The 19651-nt window shown below is 70.2% G+C and carries 16 protein-coding genes; 5 read left to right on the plus strand and 11 right to left on the minus strand.

Features of this window, described 5'->3' with window-relative positions:
* The first annotated feature begins 48 nt into the window (after window positions 1–48).
* Entirely contained in the window at window positions 49–1968 is a 1920-nt protein-coding gene (locus HQN59_RS17285) for a flavin-containing monooxygenase (RefSeq protein ID WP_176070362.1), read from the plus strand.
* On the opposite strand, the gene HQN59_RS17290 is transcribed toward HQN59_RS17285, so the two are convergent.
* The 3 genes from HQN59_RS17290 to HQN59_RS17300 are packed head-to-tail and all read right to left on the minus strand — an operon-like array spanning window position 1958 to window position 5702.
* Window positions 1958–3142 (minus strand): MFS transporter, encoded by a 1185-nt coding sequence (locus tag HQN59_RS17290; protein ID WP_176070363.1) that lies wholly within the window; start codon window positions 3140–3142, stop codon window positions 1958–1960. The two genes, HQN59_RS17285 and HQN59_RS17290, sit on opposite strands and share 11 nt — an antisense overlap.
* A complete protein-coding gene (locus HQN59_RS17295) occupies window positions 3139–4290 on the minus strand; it encodes an acyl-CoA dehydrogenase family protein (RefSeq protein WP_176070364.1) in 1152 nt (383 codons plus the stop codon). The genes HQN59_RS17290 and HQN59_RS17295 overlap by 4 nt, the downstream gene beginning before the upstream one ends.
* 8 nt (window positions 4291–4298) lie before the next feature.
* Window positions 4299–5702, minus strand: coding sequence for an MmgE/PrpD family protein (locus HQN59_RS17300; protein ID WP_176070365.1), 1404 nt, complete (start codon window positions 5700–5702; stop codon window positions 4299–4301).
* Window positions 5703–5824: 122 nt separating this feature from the next.
* Between HQN59_RS17300 and HQN59_RS17305 the strand changes: the two genes are divergently transcribed.
* Window positions 5825–6613, plus strand: coding sequence for an enoyl-CoA hydratase/isomerase family protein (locus HQN59_RS17305; RefSeq protein ID WP_176070366.1), 789 nt, complete (start codon window positions 5825–5827; stop codon window positions 6611–6613).
* Window positions 6614–6688: 75 nt separating this feature from the next.
* On the opposite strand, the gene HQN59_RS17310 is transcribed toward HQN59_RS17305, so the two are convergent.
* The 8 genes from HQN59_RS17310 to HQN59_RS17345 form a co-directional block, all read right to left on the minus strand.
* A complete protein-coding gene (locus HQN59_RS17310; RefSeq protein WP_176070367.1) occupies window positions 6689–7666 on the minus strand; it encodes a Bug family tripartite tricarboxylate transporter substrate binding protein in 978 nt (325 codons plus the stop codon).
* A gap of 20 nt (window positions 7667–7686) precedes the next feature.
* A complete protein-coding gene (locus HQN59_RS17315; RefSeq protein ID WP_176070368.1) occupies window positions 7687–8853 on the minus strand; it encodes an acyl-CoA dehydrogenase family protein in 1167 nt (388 codons plus the stop codon).
* A 19-nt stretch (window positions 8854–8872) separates the two neighbouring features.
* Window positions 8873–9676, minus strand: a complete 804-nt coding sequence (locus HQN59_RS17320) for an enoyl-CoA hydratase/isomerase family protein (RefSeq protein ID WP_038200704.1) — start codon at window positions 9674–9676, stop codon at window positions 8873–8875.
* A gap of 44 nt (window positions 9677–9720) precedes the next feature.
* A complete protein-coding gene (locus HQN59_RS17325) occupies window positions 9721–10626 on the minus strand; it encodes an SDR family oxidoreductase (protein WP_176070518.1) in 906 nt (301 codons plus the stop codon).
* Between the two features lie 66 nt (window positions 10627–10692).
* Window positions 10693–11859 carry an acyl-CoA dehydrogenase family protein gene (locus HQN59_RS17330; protein ID WP_176070369.1) on the minus strand — a complete coding sequence of 389 codons (1167 nt, stop codon included), beginning with the start codon at window positions 11857–11859 and terminating at the stop codon, window positions 10693–10695.
* A complete protein-coding gene (locus tag HQN59_RS17335) occupies window positions 11856–13064 on the minus strand; it encodes an acyl-CoA dehydrogenase family protein (RefSeq protein ID WP_176070370.1) in 1209 nt (402 codons plus the stop codon). Before HQN59_RS17335 ends, HQN59_RS17330 begins: the two co-directional genes overlap by 4 nt.
* 18 nt (window positions 13065–13082) lie before the next feature.
* Window positions 13083–14249 (minus strand): acyl-CoA dehydrogenase family protein, encoded by a 1167-nt coding sequence (locus HQN59_RS17340; protein ID WP_176070371.1) that lies wholly within the window; start codon window positions 14247–14249, stop codon window positions 13083–13085.
* A gap of 18 nt (window positions 14250–14267) precedes the next feature.
* Window positions 14268–16352, minus strand: a complete 2085-nt coding sequence (locus HQN59_RS17345; protein ID WP_176070372.1) for an NADPH-dependent 2,4-dienoyl-CoA reductase — start codon at window positions 16350–16352, stop codon at window positions 14268–14270.
* Between the two features lie 171 nt (window positions 16353–16523).
* Between HQN59_RS17345 and HQN59_RS17350 the strand changes: the two genes are divergently transcribed.
* From HQN59_RS17350 to HQN59_RS17360, 3 genes are read left to right on the plus strand one after another with little or no spacing between them, the layout of a single operon-like run.
* Complete coding sequence (locus tag HQN59_RS17350) at window positions 16524–17216, plus strand: transglutaminase-like domain-containing protein (RefSeq protein ID WP_176070373.1); 693 nt, start codon at window positions 16524–16526, stop codon at window positions 17214–17216.
* A 58-nt stretch (window positions 17217–17274) separates the two neighbouring features.
* Window positions 17275–18123: an alpha/beta fold hydrolase gene (locus HQN59_RS17355; protein WP_342451237.1), complete on the plus strand. Its 849-nt coding sequence runs from the start codon at window positions 17275–17277 to the stop codon at window positions 18121–18123.
* The gene (locus HQN59_RS17360; RefSeq protein WP_176070374.1) at window positions 18120–19625 is read left to right on the plus strand and encodes an AMP-binding protein; all 1506 of its coding nucleotides are present in this window, start codon (window positions 18120–18122) and stop codon (window positions 19623–19625) included. The genes HQN59_RS17355 and HQN59_RS17360 overlap by 4 nt, the downstream gene beginning before the upstream one ends.
* The last annotated feature ends 26 nt before the right edge of the window (window positions 19626–19651 follow it).

Here is a 19651-nt window from a genome sequence, read left to right on the forward strand (position 1 = left end):
GAATGTGCCGCCACATACCTACCGTGACCGAAGGGGCTTGGGAGCACCATGACCGGAGCACGAATCGACCATCAGCAGCTCGAAGGCGCCGTGGCGGCTGCCGATCTGCGCGTGCTGCTCATGGTGCTGGTTCACGCCAGCGGCGATCTGGGCTGGCTTGAACCACCGTTCTGCCCGCGACGCGACGTGAACCTGGTCGCTGACCCGGCCGCGGGGCTGCCGCCGGACGTGCAGCAGCGCATCCGGCAGGCGGCGGTGGAGATGCTTGCAGCCGGCACCCCGCCCGCCATCCACGACCCTGGCGACACGCTGATGCAACGCATGATGTCCGTCTGCCTGGGCGAGAGCGTTCCGCCGGAGTACGCGCGCCTGACGCGCGAAGAGATGGCGCTGGTGCCGCGGCGTCTCGGCTGGCCGGCAAGCGTGACGCGCCCCGCGGGACGAGATGACCATGTGTTGATCGTTGGCGCTGGCGTCAGTGGCATCGCCCTGGGCGCCAGCCTGATCGAGCTGGGGGTGCCGTTCACCATCGTCGAGAAGGACGGCGACGTGGGCGGTGCGTGGTTCGTCAACCGCTATCCAGGCTGCGGGGTCGATACCCCCAACCACGCCTATTCATTCTCGTTCGGGCCTCGCTTCCTGTGGCCGCGCTACTTCTCGCGCCGCGAGGAAGTGCTGGCGTACCTGCGGCAGGTTGTCGAGGCTGTGGGCTTGCGACGGCACATCCGCCTTTCGACCCAGTTGATGGGCGCCACCTGGGACGAGGAGGCGCAGCAGTGGGTCGCGCGCCTGCGCGGGCCGGAAGGCGACAGCGAGCTGCGCTCTCGCGTCCTCGTCAGCGCCATCGGCCAGCTGAGCGATCCGCAGCTGCCGCACATCGAGGGCGCCGGCACGTTCGCGGGCGAGAGCTTCCACTCGGCGAAGTGGCCCCAGGGCTTGAAGGTCGAGGGCCGGCGCGTGGCCATCATCGGCACCGGCGCCACCGTGATGCAGCTCGCGCCGGAGATCGCCGACACGGTGCGCTCGCTGGCGATCTACCAGCGCTCGCCGCAATGGGCGCGCCCGATTCCCGGTTATCGTGATCCGATCGGGCCCGAGGCGCAGTGGCTGCTGGCGCACGTGCCGTACTACGCCGAGTGGTTCCGCTTCACGATGTTCTGGCGCTACGGCGACGGTTTGCTCAAGACGCTGAAGAAGGACCCGGATTGGCCGCACCCGCAGCGCGCCGTCAACGCAGTCAACGACCGCCACCGCCGCGAACTGACCGACTTCATCCACGCCGAATTGGAAGGCCGGCCCGACCTGCTGGCCAAGTGCATCCCGGACTATCCGCCCTACGGCAAGCGCATCCTGCTCGACAACGACTGGTACCGCATGCTGAGGAAGCCCGGCGTCGAACTGGTGACCGAGCCGATCCGGCGCATCGCCGGCGCCGGCATCGAAACCGCCGACGGAACGCTGCGCGAGGCCGACGTGATCGTCTACGCCACCGGCTTCAAGCTCACCGAGATGGCGGCGCGGCTGGGCATCATCGGTCGCGGCGGGTGCAGCCTGGCGCAGGCCTGGGGTGACGATGACCTGCGCGCCTACCTCGGCGTGATGGTGCCCGGATTCCCCAACTTCTTCTGCATGATCGGGCCGGGCACTTCCTCCGGCCACGGCGGCAGCATCACCTTCCAGTCCGAGTGCCAGGCGCGCTACATCACCTCCTGCCTGGTGCGCATGGCCGAGCAGGGTGTCGGTGCGATCGACGTGCGGCCCCAGGTGCTCGACGACTACCAGCGCCGCTTCGACGCCGAACACGAGACGCTGATCTGGTCGCATCCCGGCATGTCCACCTACTACCGCAACCGCCACGGCCGTGTCTTCACGGTGCTGCCCTGGCGGCTGGTGGACTACTGGCAAGCGGCGCACGACGCCGATCTGGCGGACTTCCACTGCACGCGGCAGGCACCCGTCAGCGCCTGACCGCGGCCCGCGCAAGGCGCAGGCCGCAGACCAGCGCGGGAAGCCCCATGACCATGAAGGCCGTGCCATAGGTGAGGCCCAGCTGGAGCAGTGCGCCGAAGATCGCGGGGCCGGCCATCACGCCGCCGAAGGTGATGACCAGTGCCGCGGACGTGGCCGTGCCCACACCGCCCGGAGGTGCCCGCCGCGCCACGTCGGCCAGGTAGACGCCGTTCCAGCCGATGGCGCTGGCGCCGAACAGCATGTAGAGCGCGAGCATGGCCGCCATCGGCAACGCGGCGGCGCCTGCGCTGGCGAACGCACAGGCCGCCATCGAGAGGCCCATGCCCGCCATCACGGGCCGGGCGCCCAGCCGGTCGGCCAGGTCGCCGGCGACCAGGCGGCCGGCGACCCCGGCCGCCTGCGTTGCGGCGAGCACCAGGCCGGCGAGCACGAGGTCGTAGCCCATCTGGCTGGTGAGGTAGGTCACCAGGTAGGTGCCCAGGCACAATTGCAGCGCCGCGAAGCAGAACGAACTGGCGGCCAACAGCCAGCCGGGGCGATCGGCCCATGCATGCTTCGCCGGTTGCGCCAGGTCCGAGAGCCGCACGGGGGCGTGCGGCTGCCGGTCATCGTCGAACGCCGCGCGCAGCGGCTGCAGCAGCGCAGCGAGCATGACGCAGGCCGCGGCCAGCGCTGCCACAGCCGCCGGCCAGCCGGCCGCCAGCGCCAGCGAGGGCAGCAGCGCGCCGGCCAGCACCGCGCCAAGCGGCACGCCGGTCTGCTTGATCGAGAAGATCGTGGCGCGCCGCTGCGGTGGTGCCACGCGATCGAGCAGGTGCGAACTGGCCGGGTTCAGTGGACCGTAGCCGAGGCCCAGCACCAGGGCGCCGGCCACGGTGGCCAGCGGATGGGGCAGCGCCACCAGCAGCAGCGCGGCGCAAGCGCACAGCAGGCTGACCTGGCTGGTCCGCACGGCGCCCCAGCGCCGCAGCAGCGAGCCACCGGCCAGGCCGCACACCATGCTGCTGCCGTACACCAGCGCCACGAACAGCCCCACCCAGGCCGCGGGCACGCCGAGGTCTGGAGCCGCCTTCGGCGCCAGCACCGGCAGGGCCACGGTGGCGGCCGACATCAGCGCCTGCGCCGCCAGCATGGCGATGACGGCCGCTGCGATGCCCGGGCGATGCGTCACACCGGGTTCCGTTGCACGAGTTGGCGCGCGATGATGATGCGCTGCATCTCGTTGGTGCCTTCGCCGATCAGCAGCAGCGGCGCGTCGCGGAAGTAGCGCTCGACGTCGAACTCGGGCGAGTAGCCGTAGGCGCCGTGGATGCGCATGCACTCCAGCGCGTTCTCCATCGCCGCCTCGGTGGCGAAGTACTTGGCCATGCCGGCTTCCATGTCGCAGCGCTCGCCCCGGTCGTAGGCGCGCGCGGCCGACTGCACGAGCAGCTTGGCCGCCTCCACGCGCGTGCCCATCTCGCCGAGCTTCAACTGGATGGCCTGGTGCTCGCAGATCGGCTTGCCGAAGGTCTTGCGCTGCTGCGCGTAGGCCACTGCGTCGGAGAGCGCCGCGGTGGCCACGCCGAGCCCGCGCGCGGCGACGTTGATGCGCCCCAGCTCCAGGCCCGACAGCACCTGCTGCAGCCCGCGGCCCTCGACGCCGCCGACCAGCCGCGAGGCCGGCACGCGGTAGTCGTCGAAGCGCAGCTCGCAGGTGTCGATGCCGCGGTAGCCCAGCTTCTTCAGCTTGCGCGCGACGACGAAGCCCGGACCCTTCTCGGCAATGAACAGGCTCATCCCCTTGTGCCGCGGCTCGGCGGCGGGATCGGTCTTCACCAGCAGCGCGATGCAGCCGCCCTGGCCGCTGTTGGTGATCCAGGTCTTGCCGCCGTTGACGACGTAGTGGTCGCCGTCGCGCACGGCGCGGGTGCGGATGGCCTGCAGGTCGGTGCCGGCGTCGGGCTCGGTCAGGCCGATGCCGCCGCGCAGCTCGCCGCTGGCGAAGCGCGGCAGCAGTTCACGCTTCTGCTCCTCGGTGCCGCTTCGCAGCACCGCGGCGGCCATGATGAGGTGCGAGTTGATGATGCCCGACAGCGACATCCACACCGACGCGATGCGCGCCACCACGGCCGCGTAGGTGGCGGTGCTCAGGCCGAGGCCGCCGTACTCGACCGGGATGATGCAGCCGAACAGGCCCATCGCCTTCATGCCCTCGACGATCGCCGTCGGGTACTCGTCGGCCTGCTCCAGCCGCTTCACGTGCGGGCGCACCTCGACGCGCAGGAAGCGGTCGATCGCGTCGAGGATCGCGCCGTCGGTTTCGTTGCCAGCGTCCATCGTGCGCGTCATCCGCGTGCCGCGAGCCCAGCCTGCAGCTCGGCGGCGGCGCAGCCCTTGCCGATCGCGAGCACCCGTTCGCGCACCTGCGCCGCACGCGCCGGCGACGCGACCAGCGCCATGTTCTCGTCGTACTTGCGCACCACCTCGGCGTTCGTGATCGGGCGTTCCTCGCCGCCGCGGTTGACGTGCTCGCGATGGCGCAGTTCGCGCCCGTCGTCCAGCGTGACGATCACTTCGCCCGAGTAGTACTTCGGGAAGGGCGAGTTGGGGTCCACCTCGTACTCCACCTTCGCGGCGAGCGCGAGCGTGGCTTCGTCGCGCAGCGCCGATTCGTCCAGCTCGGCCAGGCCGAAGCGGCCCCGGATCAGCGCCGTCGCCACGATGTAGGGGATGCTGAACTGCGCGTCGTAACTATTCTGCGGGCGCTTCTTGGTGGCCACCGGCTCGCACACCGTCTTCACCACCTCGGCCGGCACGAGCGCGCGCACGCTGCGGATCTGCTGCGGGCGCAGGCCGTGGCGTTCGCGCAGGATCGCCGCCGCGTCGGCACAGGCGTGCGTGAAGTGGCAGGCCGGCAGCGGCTTGACGTTCACCTTCGCCAGTTCCCACACCTCGCCCAGGCCGGCGATGGCCAGGCCCAGGTCGCCGTCGCGCGCGAGCGGCCCGAGGTGGCTGTTGAAGAGGCCGAAGCGGCCCTCGTAGGCCTGCCTGGGGCCGACGAAGCCATGGCGCGCCATCGTCGCCGCGGTCAGCCCGGCGCCTGCCGCCCAGCCCGGGTGCATGCGCTTGGTCCAGGCGCCGTCCTGCAGGAACTCCAGGCTGCCCGAGCCCATCGACAGCGCGATGCCTTGCGCCGATGCGAGCTGCGCCGCGTTGAGCCCGAGCAGCCGTCCGGCAACCAGTGTGCAGGCGAACGCGCCGACCAGGCCCGTGGGGTGGAAGCCGACCTGATGGAAGCCGCCCTTGGCCACCGAGGCGAGCCGCGCGCCGACCTCCATGCCGGCCACGTAGGCGTCCAGCAGCGCTTCGCCGTCCGCGCCGGCCAGCGCGGCGGTCCCGAGCGCGCACGGGAACGTGCTGGCGGTGGCATGGATGACGCCGGCGGCGTGCGTGTCGTCGTAGTCCAGGCCGTGGATCAGCAGGCCGTTCATCAGCATCGCGTCGCGCGGCGCCAGGCGCGCCGCCAACGCGATCACCGGCGTGGCGCCAGCGCCGCCCGACAGTTCCTGCGCCGCCGACAGCGAGCGGTGCGCGAACTCGTAGTGCGTGGACGCATGGGCGATGCCGACGGCGTCGAGGATCAGGTGGCGGGCGCGTTCGCGCACGGGCTCGGGAATGTCGTTCGGCCGCAGCGACGCGGCAAAGTCGGCAAGCGCATCGGCGATGGTCGGCACGCGGTCGTTGCTCATTAGCGAGCTCCTCGAAGTGGCCGAAGTGGCCGAACTGACGCTGCTCAGTATAGTCAAACGGTTGTTAGGTAACGCGGCCGTTTGGGCTACGATGGCCCCATCGACAGCAGCGAGGAGCGACGATGAACGACACCGCGGGCAGCCCGATCGTGGGCGTGGATTTCGAAGGCAACGTGGCGCTGGTCGAGATCCGCCGGCCGCCGCACAACTTCTTCGACATCCCGATGATCCAGGGCCTGGCCGACGCGTTCGAGGCGCTGGACGCCGACCCGCGCTGCCGCGCCATCGTGCTGTGCGCGCAGGGCAACTCGTTCTGCGCCGGTGCCAACTTCGCCAACCGCGACGCCACGCCGCCGCAGAAGAGCCCGCGCGCGGTGAACCCGCTGTACTTCGAGGCGATCCGCCTCGTCTCGTGCGCCAAGCCGGTGGTGGCGGCGGTGCATGGCCCGGCCATCGGCGGCGGCATGGGCCTCGCGCTGGTGGCCGACTTCCGCGTCACCTGCGCCGAGGCGCGCTTCTCGGTCAACTTCAACCGCCTCGGTTTCCACCCCGGCTTCGGACTGTCGTTCACGCTGCCGCGGCTCGTCGGCGCGCAGCAGGCCGCGCTGCTGTTCTACACCGGGCGGCGCATCGGCGGCGAAGAGGCGTTGCGCATCGGCCTTGCCGACATGCTGGTCGAACAGGCGCAGGTGCGCGCGAAGGCCGTCGAACTGGCCGCGGAGATCGCGGTATCGTCGCCGATCGCGGTGCAGTCCACTCGTGCGACGCTGCGCGCCGGGTTCGTGGAACAGTTCCGCCTGGCGGTGGCGCGCGAAAGCATCGAGCAGAACGCGCACTTCAAGACCGCGGATTTCGCCGAAGGCGTCAAGGCGATGGCCGAACGCCGCGTGCCGCGCTTCGAAGGGCACTGAGCCCGGCGCAAGCGCCAGCAGGTATCGCATCCCGACTCCGCCATCGATGCGTCCAGCGGACGCATACGATCGGTGCTACTGCGCGCTGAGGTTGAGTGACTTTATCAGCGGGTCCCACAACGCGATCTCCGCGGCGATCACCCGCGTCATCTCCTGGGGCCCGGCGAACGCCACGTCCAGGCCCAGCGCCGCGAGGCGCTTGCCCGTGTCCGGCGCGGCGGCGGCCAACTCCAGTTCGCGTGTCAGCCGTTGGTGAACGCCCGGCGGCAACCCGGGCGGTGCAACCACGCCCATCCAGCCCCGAAACTCATAGTCGGGCACGGTCTCGGCAATGGCGGGCAGGTCGGGGTAGAGCTTGTGGCGGCTGCGCCCCGTCGCGGCCAGCAGGCGCAGCTTGCCGGCGGCCGCCAGCGGCCCGGCGCTGTTGGGCGCGTCGAAGACGAACTGCAGGGCGCCGCTCATCAGGTCGTTGATCGCCAGCGCCGTGCCGCGGTAGGGCACGTGCGTGAGCTTCACGCCGGCCTTGGCCGCGAGCAGTTCGCCGCTCAGGTGGTTGGTCGAACCGATGCCGGCCGAGCCGTAGCTCAACGTGCCGGGCTGCGAACGCGCGGCCGCGAGCAGATCGGCCAGCGAGCGCCAGGGGCTGTCGGCGCGCACCGCCAGCACGTTGACGTATTCGCAGACCTTGGCCACTGGCGTGAGGTCCTTGAGCGGGTCGTAGCCGACGTTCTTGTACAGGCTCGGCCCGATGCTGAGCGACGCCGTGTGCGCAAAACCGATCGCGTAGCCGTCGGCGGCCATCTTCGACAATCTCGCGACGCCCAGCGTGCTGCCGGCGCCCGGCACGTTCTCGACGATGACGGTCTGGCCGAGCTGCGCCTGCAGGCGGCTCGCGAACAGGCGCGTCACGCCGTCAGCCGGCCCGCCGGGGGCGAAGCCGACCAGGAAACGCAGCGGGCGCGATGGATAGGCGGCTTCCTGCGCGCCAGCGGCCCGGGGCAGCAGCGCAGCGGCGAGGCCGCCAAGCAGGCAGTGGCGACGCGAATGGTTCATTCGAAGCTCCAGTGCAGCCTTCAGTACGAGCGCGGCAATCCCATCACGTGCTCGGCGATGTAGTTCAGCACCATCTCGCGGTTCAGCGGCGCGGTGCGCAGCAGCCGCACCAGGCCGTACAGGTCGTAGATGCCGTATTCCTTGGTGAAGCCGTTGCCGCCGTGGGTCTGGATGGTGGCGTCCACCGCGTGGATGCCGGCTTCGGCACCGGCGTACTTGGCGATGTTGGCGAATTCGCCCGCCGGCAGCCCCTGGTCGAAGGCCCAGGCGGCCTTCAGCGCCATCAGCGAGGCCATCTCGATCTCGCTGCGCGCGATGGCCAGCGGATGCTGCACGCCCTGGTAGGCGCCGATCGGCGTCTTGTTGAAGAGCTTGCGGTCGTTGGCATAGGCCACCGCCTTCTTGAGCGCGAAGCGGCCGACGCCGGTGCACAGGCCCGCCAGGATGATGCGCTCCGGGTTGAGCGTGTCGAACAGGATGCCGAAACCCTTGCCGACCTCGCCGAGCACGTCGTCCTCGGTCAGCGCCACGTCGTCGAAGAACACCTGCCACTGCGTCTCGGGCACCGGGAAGGCCACCGGGATCAGCGTCTTGCTGATGCCCTTCTTCTTCATGTCGACCATGAAGATGGTGAAGCCGTCGGTCTTCTTCTTCACGTCGGCGCGCGGCGTGGTGCGGGTGACCACCATCGCGTAGTCGGCGTGGTTGGCGTCGGTGATGAAGACCTTCTGCCCGGTCAGCCGGAAGCCGCCCTTGCCGTCGGTCTTGGCGATGCTGGTGATCTCCATCGAGTTCGAGCCGGCGTTCGGCTCGGTGATCGCGAAGCAGAAGCGGATCTCGCCGGCGCATCCGCCCGGCAGCAGTCGGCGCTTCATCGCCTCGCTGGCGTGCTTGGCCATCAGGCCCATGGTCATCGTCGGGCCGACCACCAGGTTCAGCAGCGGGATGCCGTTGTTGGCCAGGCCCTCCATGAACAGCAGCATCTCGGTCATGCCCTGGCCGGCGCCACCGTAGGCCTCGGGCACCATGATGCCGAGGAAGCCGTCGTCGGTGATCTGCTTGTACAGCTCGGCCGGCGGCTCGCTCTTCTCGGCGTACTTCTTCCAGTACGCATGGTCGAAGCGCTGCGACACGCGGTCGCCGTACTCGTAGACCATGCGCTGTTCCTGGGTCAGGGCGAAGTCCATGGCGTTGCCTCCTGGAAACTCAGCGATTGGCCGAAGGGAAGTTGGGAGCGCGCTTCTCCTTGACGGCGGCGACGCCCTCCTTGGCATCCTCGCCCAGGAAGCACAGCATCTCCATCGCCAGCGAGCTCTCGAAGATCGGCCGCGCCATGTTCATCCAGCCGTTGAGCGAACGCTTGGTGAAGCGGATCGCCTGCTGGCTGCCGGCGGCGAGCTTGTCGGCGACTTCCATCGCCTTGTCCATCAGCTGCGCGCGCGGCACGCACAGGCTGACCAGGCCGATGCGCTCGGCCTCCTTGCCCGAGACGAACTCGGCCGTCATCAGGTAGTACTTGGCCTTGGCCATGCCGCACAGCAGCGGCCAGCAGATCGCCGCGTGGTCACCGGCGGCGACGCCGAGCTTGACGTGGCCGTCGGTGATCTTGGCTTCCTCGGCCATGATGCTGATGTCGGCCATCATCGCCACCGCCAGGCCGGCGCCGACCGCCACGCCGTTGATGGCCGAGATCACCGGCTTGTCGCAGGCCATCACGTTGTAGACGATGTCCGAGGCCTCGTTCATCACCATGTTGATGGTCTCGGCGTTGCCGACCATGTTGGTGATCCAGGACAGGTCGCCGCCGGCCGAGAACGCGCGGTCGCCGGCGCCGGTGATCACCGCCACCTTGGTCTTGGGGTCGTCGTTGACGACGCCCCATACCTTGGTCAGTTCCCAGTGCAGGCGGCCGTTGGTGGCATTCATCACCTCGGGGCGGTTGATGGTGATCAGCAGTACGCCGTTGGGCTTGGCGTCGAACTTGAGGAACTGGAAGTCGGCATAGTTCATTGAAGCATTCCTTGTGCAAGAAGCTGGAAGGGGAGGGGGCGAATTCAGACGGGATCCCACGAGAACACGACGGCCGAGCTCTCGAGCGGGAAGAAGTTGGGCTTCATCGCGGGCAGCACGCGCTCGGCGATCGTCTCGGGCGTCCAGCCCTCGGAGGTGTGCATGCCGCGCACGGGCCGCGGCTGGCTCATCAGGAAGATCTCGTTGCCGCGCACGGCGAAGATCTGAGAGGTGACCTCGGCCGCAGCGTCGCTGGCCAGGAAGGCGGCCATCGGCGCGATCTGCGCGGTGTCGAGCTTCTTGAGCTTCTCCACGCGGGCCTGCTGCTCGGGCGTGTCGGTCGGGATCGAGCCGATCATGCGGCTCCACGCGAACGGCGAGATGCAGTTGGAGCGCACGTTGTAGCGCTTCATGTCGCCGGCGATCGAGCGCGAGAGCGCGACGATCCCCAGCTTGGCCGCGCCGTAGTTGGCCTGACCCAGGTTGCCGATCAGGCCCGAGGTGGAAGTCATGTGCACGTAGGCGCCCGAGTTCTGGGCCTTGAAGTGCGTGGCTGCCGCGCGCGAGACGTAGAAGCAGCCGTTGAGGTGCACGTCGATGACGGCCTTCCACTCTTCTTCCGACATGGCGAAGAAGAAGCGGTCGCGCAGGATGCCGGCGTTGTTGACGATGACGTCGATGCGGCCGAAGTGGTCCAGCGCGCACTGCACGATGCGGCCGGCCGAAGCCCAGGTGGACACGCTGTCGATGGACAGCGCGGCCTGGCCGCCCATGGCCTTGATCTCGTCGACCACCTGCTGGCCCAGGCTCGCGTCCTGGCCTTCGCCCGCGACCGAGGCGCCGATGTCGTTGACGACGACCTTGGCGCCCTGGGCGGCCATTTCGAGCGCGATGTCGCGGCCGATGCCCCGGCCCGATCCGGTGACCACGGCCACCTTGTCTTTCAGCATGCTGCCTTTGTGCACGGCGATGTTTCCTTTGTGCGGATGAACGAATGGGGGACGGCGTGCGCGCGATCAGCTGGGAAGCTGGAGCACCGCGCCTGCCAGGATGTTGCGCTGGACCTCGTTGCTGCCGCCGTAGATCGTGGCCGGGCGCGCGTTGTAGAAGGTGGTGAGCACGTCGATCGTGCCGCTGTCGGTGGGCACGTCGCCCGGCGTGCTGCCGCTGGCGCCGGCGATTTCGACCAGCAGGTTGGCCAGCCGCGAGTACGTTTCGGTGGCGAAGATCTTGAGCATCGAGACCTCGGGGCCCAGTGCCTCGCCGCGCTTGACCTGCTCGACGAAGCGCGCGTAGAGCGTGCCCAGGTCGGCCACGTCCAGCGCCAGCTGCGTGAAGCGGTCGCTGAACACCGGATCGTCGAGCAGCCCCAGCGCCGCTGCGGCCTCTTCGACGCGCGACAGCGCGTACTGGCTCTGCTTGGGGCTGCCGAGGAAGATGCGCTCGAAGCCGAGCAGCGCCTTGGCAATCGTCCAGCCCTTGTTCAGCTCGCCGACGATGTTGGCGCGCGGGACGCGCACCTTGTCGAGGAAGACCTCGCAGAAGTCTTCGGCGCCCGCGATGTTGCGGATGGGCCGCACCGTGATGCCGGGGCTCTTCATGTGGGCCAGCAGGAAGCTGATGCCTTCCTGCTTCTTGGCCGCCTTGTCGGTGCGCACGAGCAGGAAGATGTGCGTCGCGTCCTGCGCTAGCGTGGTCCAGATCTTCTGCCCGGTGACGATGAAGTCGTCGCCATCTGGGACCGCCTCGGTGCGCAGGCTGGCGAGGTCGGAGCCGGAGTTCGGTTCCGAGTAGCCCTGGCACCAGATGTCCTGGCAGGCCAGGATGCGCGGCAGGTGGTGGGCGCGCTGCGCGTCGGTGCCGTGCTGGATGAGCAGAGGGCCGACCATGGTGATGCCCATGTCGGGGGCGCGGGCCACGCCGTGGCGCTCCTGCTCCTCGATGAAGGCGATCAGCTTGTCCGGCGCCAGCCCCATGCCGCCGTAGCGCGCCGGCCAGCTCGGGGCGAGCCAGCCGTGGGCCGCGAGCTTCAGCGTCCAAGGGCGGATCTCGTCCCAGCGCAGGCGTCGCTTGGGGTAGCGCAGATGTTCCGGGTAGTGCTGCTGGAAGAAGGCGCGCACCTCGGTACGGAAGGCCTCGGTGTCCATCGTGTTCCAGTCTCGGACCATGCTCGACGCGCTCATCGTGCCGTGCCCTCCGCGCCAGCGCTGCCGCCATCGCCATGGTCTCGTGTCAGCGCGGCGTAGCGGCGCCGATGCTGCGCGGCGTTGCCGAGCCACGCCGACAGCACGAGTGCGCGCTGAAGGTACAGCCCGAGGTCGTGTTCGTCGGTGACGCCGATCGCGCCGTGCATCTGCACCGCCTCGCGTCCGATGGTCAGCGCCGCCTCCGAGCAGCGCGCCTTCACGCGCGCCGCCAGTTGCGCGCGCTCGTCGCCGGTGATGCCGCGGTCGAGCTCGGCCAGCGCGTGCTCGAGCAACGCGCTGCTCAGCTCGCGCTGCACGAGCAGGTCCACGGCACGGTGCTGCAGGGCCTGGTAGCTGCCGATCGGTTTGCCGAACTGCTTGCGCGTGCGCAGGTAGTCCAGGGTCATGTCCAGCATCCGACGCGCGCAGGCGAGCAGTTCCACCCCGGCCATGACAAGAGCCTCGTCGCAGGCGGCGGCGAAGGCCGCGCGCGCCCGCTCGCCGCTGGCCAGCAGGTGGCTGGCTGGCAGAACCACGTTGTCGAGTTCGAGGCGGGCCGCAAAGCTGCCGTCGGCCTGACGCTGCAGTTCGCGGCCGGACCCCACGGCTTCGGCCGGCAGCCAGACCAGCGCCAGACCGTCGGACGACGACGCGGTGACGATGTAGCCGTTCGCGCCCGCTCCGGGCCGCGCATGCAGCTTGCGGCCGCTCAGCCGCAGCCCGGCCTCGTGGCGTGCACACACAACGGCCGGCTCTGCGGGGTGGCCATGGCGGTCGAAGCTGGCGGCCCCGGCGGCGTCCTCCTGCCAGGCCACGGCAGGCAGCAACTGCCCCGCTGCCGTCCGTTCCAGCAGTTGCGCGGCCAGGCCGCCGTCACCGCAGCGCGCCAGCAGGCGACCGGCGAACACGATGACCGGGGTCACCGGCTCGGGCGCCGCCTGCGCCGACAGCGCCGAGACCACCTCGGCCATTTCGGCCAGGCCCTGACCATAGCCACCGGCCGACTCGGGCGCGAGCAACCCGGTCCATCCCTGCTGGGCCAGCGCCGCCCAGAACCGCAGGTCGAACCCGGGGGCCTTGCCGCGCAGGGCGCGGGAACGGGAGGCGGGAGCTTCCTTGCCGACGAAGGCAGAGGCACTCGCGCGCAGCAGGGCGCGTTCTTCGAATCGATCGGCCGGTGAGGCCAGGGTGGCAGCGGTCATGAGGCGAAGGCTTGTCGATCAATACGACTTGGGCAGGCCGAGTACTTTCTCGGCGATGAAACACAGGATCAGCTGCGGGCTGATCGGCGCGACGCGCGGGATCAGCATCTCGCGCAGATAACGTTCGACCTGGTACTCCTTGGCGTAGCCGAAGCCGCCCAGCGTGGCCATGGCGCGCTGGCAGGCGGCGAAGCCGGCTTCCGCGGCCATGTACTTGGCGGCATTGGCATCGGCGCCGCAGTCGAGCTTCTGGTCGTACTTCCAGGCCCCGCGCATCGCCATCAGCCACGCCGCTTCCAGCTCCATCCAGCTCTGCGCCAGCGGGTGCTGGATGGCCTGGTTCTGGCCGATCGGGCGGTCGAAGACGATGCGCTCGCGCGCGTAGCGGGTGGCGCGCTCGAGCGCGGCCTGCCCGAGCCCGACCGCCTCGCCGGCGATCAGGATGCGCTCCGGATTCATGCCGTGCAGGATGTACTCGAAGCCCCGGCCTTCTTCGCCGATGCGGTCTTCCACCGGCACTTTCAGGCCGTCGATGAAGAGCTGGTTGGAGTCCACCGCGTGGCGGCCCATCTTCTCGATCTCGCGCACCTCGACGAACCGGCGGTCGAGGTCGGTATAGAACAGGCTCAGCCCCAGCGTGGGCTTGGCGCACTGTTCCACCGGCGTGGTGCGCGCCAGGATCAGCATCTTGTTGGCGACCTGCGCGGTGGAAATCCACACCTTCTGGCCGCTCAGCACGTAGTGCTCGCCGCTGCGCTCGGCGCGCGTCTTGAGCTTGGTGGTGTTGAGGCCGGTGTTCGGCTCGGTCACCGCGAAGCAGGCCTTGTGCTGGCCGGCGATCAGCGGCGGCAGCATGCGGCGCTTCTGCTCGTCGGTGCCGAACACCACGACCGGCTGCAAGCCGAAGATGTTCATGTGTACCGACGAGCAGCCCGACAGGCCTGCGCCCGAACGCGCAATGGCGGCCATCATCACGGTGGCCTCGGAGATGCCCATGCCGCTGCCGCCGTACTCGGCCGGCATGCAGATGCCCAGCCAGCCGCCGGCGGCGAGCGCGTCGTACAGCTCGTGGGGGAAGCCGCCGTCGCGGTCGTGCGCGAGCCAGTAGTCGTCGCCGAAACGATTGCAGATCTTGCCGATCGCCTCGCGGATCGCCTCATGCTCGCGGTTTTCGGTGAAGTCCATCGTCGGGGCGCCCCAAACTCAAAACGTCATGGCCAGGCGCGTGCCCTGGTCGATGGCCCGCAGCGCGTCGAGCTCCGCCGCGAGCTCGGCGCCGCCGATCACTGCCGGCTCGACGCCGAGGGCGCGCAGCTCGTCAGCCAATCCGGCCTCGGGCTCCTGGCCGGCGCACACGACCACCGTGTCAACCTCCAGCAGCCGCGGCTCGCCGTTGATGCGCAGGTGCAGCCCGGCATCGTCGATGCGCTCGTAGGTGCATCCGCTTAGCGCCTTCAGCCCGCGCTGCTCCAGGCGCGCGCGCAGCGCCCAGCCGGTGGTGAGGCCCAGCGTGGCACCGGGCTTGTTGGGCTTGCGCTGCAGCAGCGTCACCGAGCGCCAGGGGGCGGGGCGATGCGGCTCGCGCAACCCGCCCGGGTTCTGCTCGGCGACGTCGACGCCCCAGTCGGCGAAGAACTGGTTCGCAGCGCCGTCGCCACCCGGCTGCTCAGGGGCCTGCCCCGGGTCCTGCGGATGGGCCGCGGGATCGCACTCGGCGTGCAGCAGGTATTCGGCGACGTCGAAGCCGATGCCGCCTGCGCCGATGACGGCCACCCGTCGGCCCGCAGTGCGGCGCCCCGACAGCAGCTCGGCGTAGCCGACGACCTTGGGGTGGTCGATGCCGGCGATGTCGGGCCGGCGCGCACGCACGCCGGTGGCGACCACAACGCGGTCGAAGCCGCCGGCGGCTATCTCCGCGGCGGTCGGGCGCGCGCCCAGCCGCAGCTGCACGCCCTGCTCGGCCACGCGCGTGTCGAAGTAGCGCAGCAGCTCATGGAACTCTTCCTTGCCGGGAACGGCGCGCGCCAGGTTGAGCTGGCCGCCGATGGCCGCTCCGGCCTCGAACAAGGTGACGGCGTGGCCTCGTTCGGCGGCCGTGACTGCGCAGGCCAGGCCGGCCGCGCCGGCGCCCACCACCGCCACCCGGCGCTTCGCCTTCGGCGCGGGCATGGCGGCGAACTCCAGCTCGCGCCCGGCGCGCGGATTCACCAGGCACGACGTGGGCTTGCCGATGAAGATGAAGTCCAGGCAGGCTTGGTTGCAGGCGATGCAGGTGTTGATGGACTGCGGCCGGCCGGCCGCGGCCTTGCGCACGAAATCGGCGTCGGCGAGGAAGGGGCGCGCCATCGACACCATGTCGGCGTCGCCCGACGCGATGATGTCCTCGGCCACCTCCGGCGTGTTGATGCGGTTGGACAGGATCAGCGGAATCTTCAGCGCGCGCTTGATGCGCGCGCCGACGGTGCGGAAGGCCGCGCGGGGCACGAGGTAGGCGATGGTCGGCACCTTGGCTTCATGCCAGCCGAAGCCGGTGTTGATGAGGTCGGCGCCGGCGGCTTCGATGGCGCGGGCGAGCGCGATCATCTCGTCGGCCGGCGCGCCGCCGTCCACCAGGTCGAGCGCCGACAGGCGGTACATGATCAGCGCCTGCGGCCCCAGGCGCTCGCGCGTGCGCCGCACGATCTCCACCGGCAGGCGGTGGCGGTTCTCGACGCTGCCGCCGAACTCGTCGCTGCGGTCGTTGCAGCGGGTGGTGCTGAACTGGCTGATGAGGTAGCCCTCGGAGCCCATCACCTCCACGCCGTCGAAGCCGGCGTGCACGGCCAACTCGGCACAGCGAACGTAGTCATCGATGGTGCGCCAGACCTCTTCCGTGGCCAACGTTCGCGGCACACGGCGGTTGATGGGCGAGGGGATGCCCGAGGCGCCGACCAGATTGCCGATCTTGCCGTAGCGGCCGGTATGCAGGACCTGCAGCACGATCTTGCCGCCCTCGGCATGCACCGCGTCGGCGATCGGGCGCAAGGCGTCGGCCTGCTCGGGGGTGGTCAGCATGGGCCCGTGTTCGTCGAGCCGCGCCTCGGAGTTCATGGCGTAGCCGCCGGTGGCGATCAGGCCGGCACCGCCGCGCGCGCGCTCGGCGTAGAAGGCGGCCAGGCGCGCCGTGCTGGCATCCAGGTGCTCCAGGCCGGTGTGCATGGAGCCCATCAGCGTGCGGTTGCGCAGGGTGTGGCACCCGGCCTGCAGAGGGGCAAGCAGATGGGGGAACGCGGGTGTCGACGGGCGCATCGCAATCCAGTTGAGCTGTGAGGCAACTAACGAATGTTCGATAGGTATGCTATCCTAGCGCTTTGCGCCGGGTATCGTCGCTGCAATGCGCTACGGGTTTGCCCGCAGCGTCGAATAGGCAGCGCCGAGCCGCGCTGCGCCGGCTCCCTCCATCGCTTGCCGCCCACCCGCATGTCCAGCGCTTCGAACCCTTCCACCGACCTCTACCTCGCGCCCGGGCGCTGCGTCGACAGCGATCACCCCGCGGTCCAGGTCTTCGCGCGCGAACACGCGAGCAGCTCGATGCCCGCGCGCGAAATCGCCGTGCGCCTGTACTACGCGGTGCGCGACGGCTTTCGCTACGACCCGTATTTCTTCGACATGTCGGAGCAGGGGCTCAAGGCCAGCCACGTCATCGCCAACGGCCGCGGCTTCTGCGTGCCCAAGGCGGCGCTGCTCGCGGCATCGGCGCGTGCGATGGGCGTTCCGGCGCGCCTGGGCTTCGCCGACGTGCGCAACCACCTGACGAGCCCGCGGCTGCTGGAGATGATGAAGACCGATGTCTTCGCGTTCCACGGCTTCGCCGAACTGCTGATCGACGGCCAATGGGTCAAGGCGACGCCGGCCTTCAATGTGGCGTTGTGCGAGAAGGCCGGCGTCAAGCCGCTGGAGTTCGACGGCACGGCCGATTCGATCTTCCACGAGTTCGACACGCAGGGTCGCCGCCACATGGAATACATCCGCGAGCGCGGCAGTTTTGCCGACATTCCCCGGCGCGAGATGCTCGCCGTCTTCGCGCAGACCTACCCGGCCTTCGAAAGCTGGATGAGCAATGCCGGCGGCGGCGACTTCGAGCAGGAGGTGAGCCCTGGCGCCGCCAACTGAAGCGCCTGCGGCGCGGGCGCAGCGCGTCGAGTTTGCGGGCTTCGACGGCGGCGCCTGGGTGGCCGATGTCGCCGGGCCGCAGCAGGCGCCGACTGTGCTGCTGATGCACGGCGGGGGCCAGACCCGCCATGCCTGGCAGGGCACGGCGCTGGCGCTGGCGCGGGCCGGCTGGCGCGCGGTGGCGCTGGACCTGCCGGGCCATGGCGAATCGGCGTGGTCGCCTCAGGGCGACTACCACGTCGACAAGCTGGCGGCCGATGTGGCGCGGCTGTGCGGTGGCCTCGGTTCGCCGCTGGCCATCGTCGGCGCGTCGCTCGGCGGCATGATCGGCATGGCGCTGGTCGGCCGCGCCGATGCACCGGCCGTTGCCGCGCTGGCGCTGGTGGACGTGGGCCCCTGGCTCGAATCGGCGGGGGTCGATCGCATCGTCGGCTTCATGCGCGCCCACCCCGACGGGTTCGCCTCGCTCGAGGATGCGGCGCAACACATCGCGGCCTACCGAGGCCGGCCGGTGCAGGCGCATCCGCGCGGGCTTGGCAAGAACCTGCGGCTCAACGCCGCCGGGCGCTGGGTGTGGCATTGGGATCCGCGGCTCATGAACGACGAGAACCACAGCCACCGCAACGACCCGGACTACCTCGCGCGCTCGCTCGCCCGCTACCGCGGGCAGGTGGCGCTGGTGCGGGGCGGCCGCAGCGACGTCATCAGCGCCGCCGGGGCGGCGCGCTTTTGCGCCGAGTTCCCGCGCGCGCGCTTCTATGAGCTGGCCCAGGCCGGCCACATGGTGGCCGGCGACGCCAACGACGTGTTCACGGCGAGCCTGATCGACTTCCTCGACACCGCCATGCCCGCCGCCCGCGCGGGCGCCACGGCAGCGTCTGCAACGCCCAAGGAGAGCACCGCGTGAGCCTTCGCTCCTTCACCCTGTTCGATCGCATCGAGCGCAACGCCCGCCTCCACGGGCAGCGCACGGCCTACAGAGCCGATGGTGTCCGCGTGACGCACGCCGAGTACGCCCAGCGTGTGCAACGGCTGTCCTGCGGCCTGGCCGCCGCCGGGGTGTCCACAGGCGACCGCATCGCCATTGTCGCCCACAACGGAGCGCTCTACCTGGACCTGTTCGGCGCCGCTGCGCGCCTGGGCGCCATCGTCGTGCCGGTGAACTGGCGCCTGGCGGCCGACGAGGTGGCCCATGTGCTGGCCGACACCGCGCCCCGGGTGGTGATCGCGGCGCCCGACCTCCTGGCGTCTTTGGCGAACGCCGATCTCTCCGCCATGCGCACCTTTTCCGCCGGGGTCGACGCGGCCGGCTGGCCGGCAGCGGCCACGCTGTACCGGGATGGCGCTGCGCCACCGCCGGCCGTCATCGACGACCCCGCCGGGCTGCTGATCGTCCACACCGCAGCTGTCGGCGGCAAGGCGCGTGGTGCCCTGCTGTCGCACCGCGGCCTGCTCGAGGGCGCGGCACGCGCCGCGCAGGGCTGGAGGCTGACGCCGCAGGACGTGCATGTGGGTGTGCTGCCGCTGTTCCACATCGCCGGGATCGCGATGTGGATGGCACTGCAGGCGGCCGGCGGCTCCACGATCGTGCTGCCGCGCTTCGACCCGAAGGCGGTGGTGGAGGCGATCGAGCGCGAAGGCGGCAGCGTGATGGGATCGTTCCCGCCCATGCTGGCCGGCGTGCTGGACGCGGCGGCGGCGGCCGGGTCGGCGCTGAAGGCGCTGCGTGTGGTCAGCGGACTGGAGTCGCCCGAGACGCTGGCGCGATTTGCCGCCGCTTGCCCGCACGCCGAGTTCTGGGTGGGCTACGGGCAGACCGAGACCTCGGGCTCGATCTCCACGGCGCGCCTGTCCGAACGCCCGGGCAGCGCCGGGCTTCCAGTGGACGGCCACGTCGTGGCCATCGTCGACGACGAAGACCATCCGTTGCCCACTGGCGCCACCGGCGAGATCGTCGTGCGCGGGCCGATGGTGTTCCTGGGCTACTGGCAGCGCGACCCAGACAACGCGTTCACCTTGCGCAACGGCTGGCACCACACCGGCGACATGGGGCGCCTGGATGCCGACGGCTACCTCTGGTACATGGGGCGCTCGCCGGCCAAGGAACTGATCAAGCCGGGCGGCGAGAACGTCTATCCGGCCGAGGTGGAACGCACCCTGGCCGAGCACCCGGCGGTGGCCGCCGCGGTGGTGTTCGGCGTGCCCGACGCGCAGTGGGGCGAGGCGGTGAAGGCCGTCTGCGAGGCCACGCCGGGCACGAGCGTCGCGAGCGAGGCGCTGATCGAGTTCGTCGGCCAGCGCATCGCGCGCTACAAGAAGCCCAAGCACGTGGTCTTCGTCGAGCGGCTGCCGCGCACGGCCGCCGGCGCGATCGACCGGGCAGCCGTGAAGGCCGCGCACGGCGGCTGAGCGACGCTGCCGGCGCTCGGCTACCC

It is taken from the genome of Rhizobacter koreensis, from assembly GCF_013366375.1.
GTDB lineage: Bacteria > Pseudomonadota > Gammaproteobacteria > Burkholderiales > Burkholderiaceae_C > Schlegelella_A > Schlegelella_A koreensis.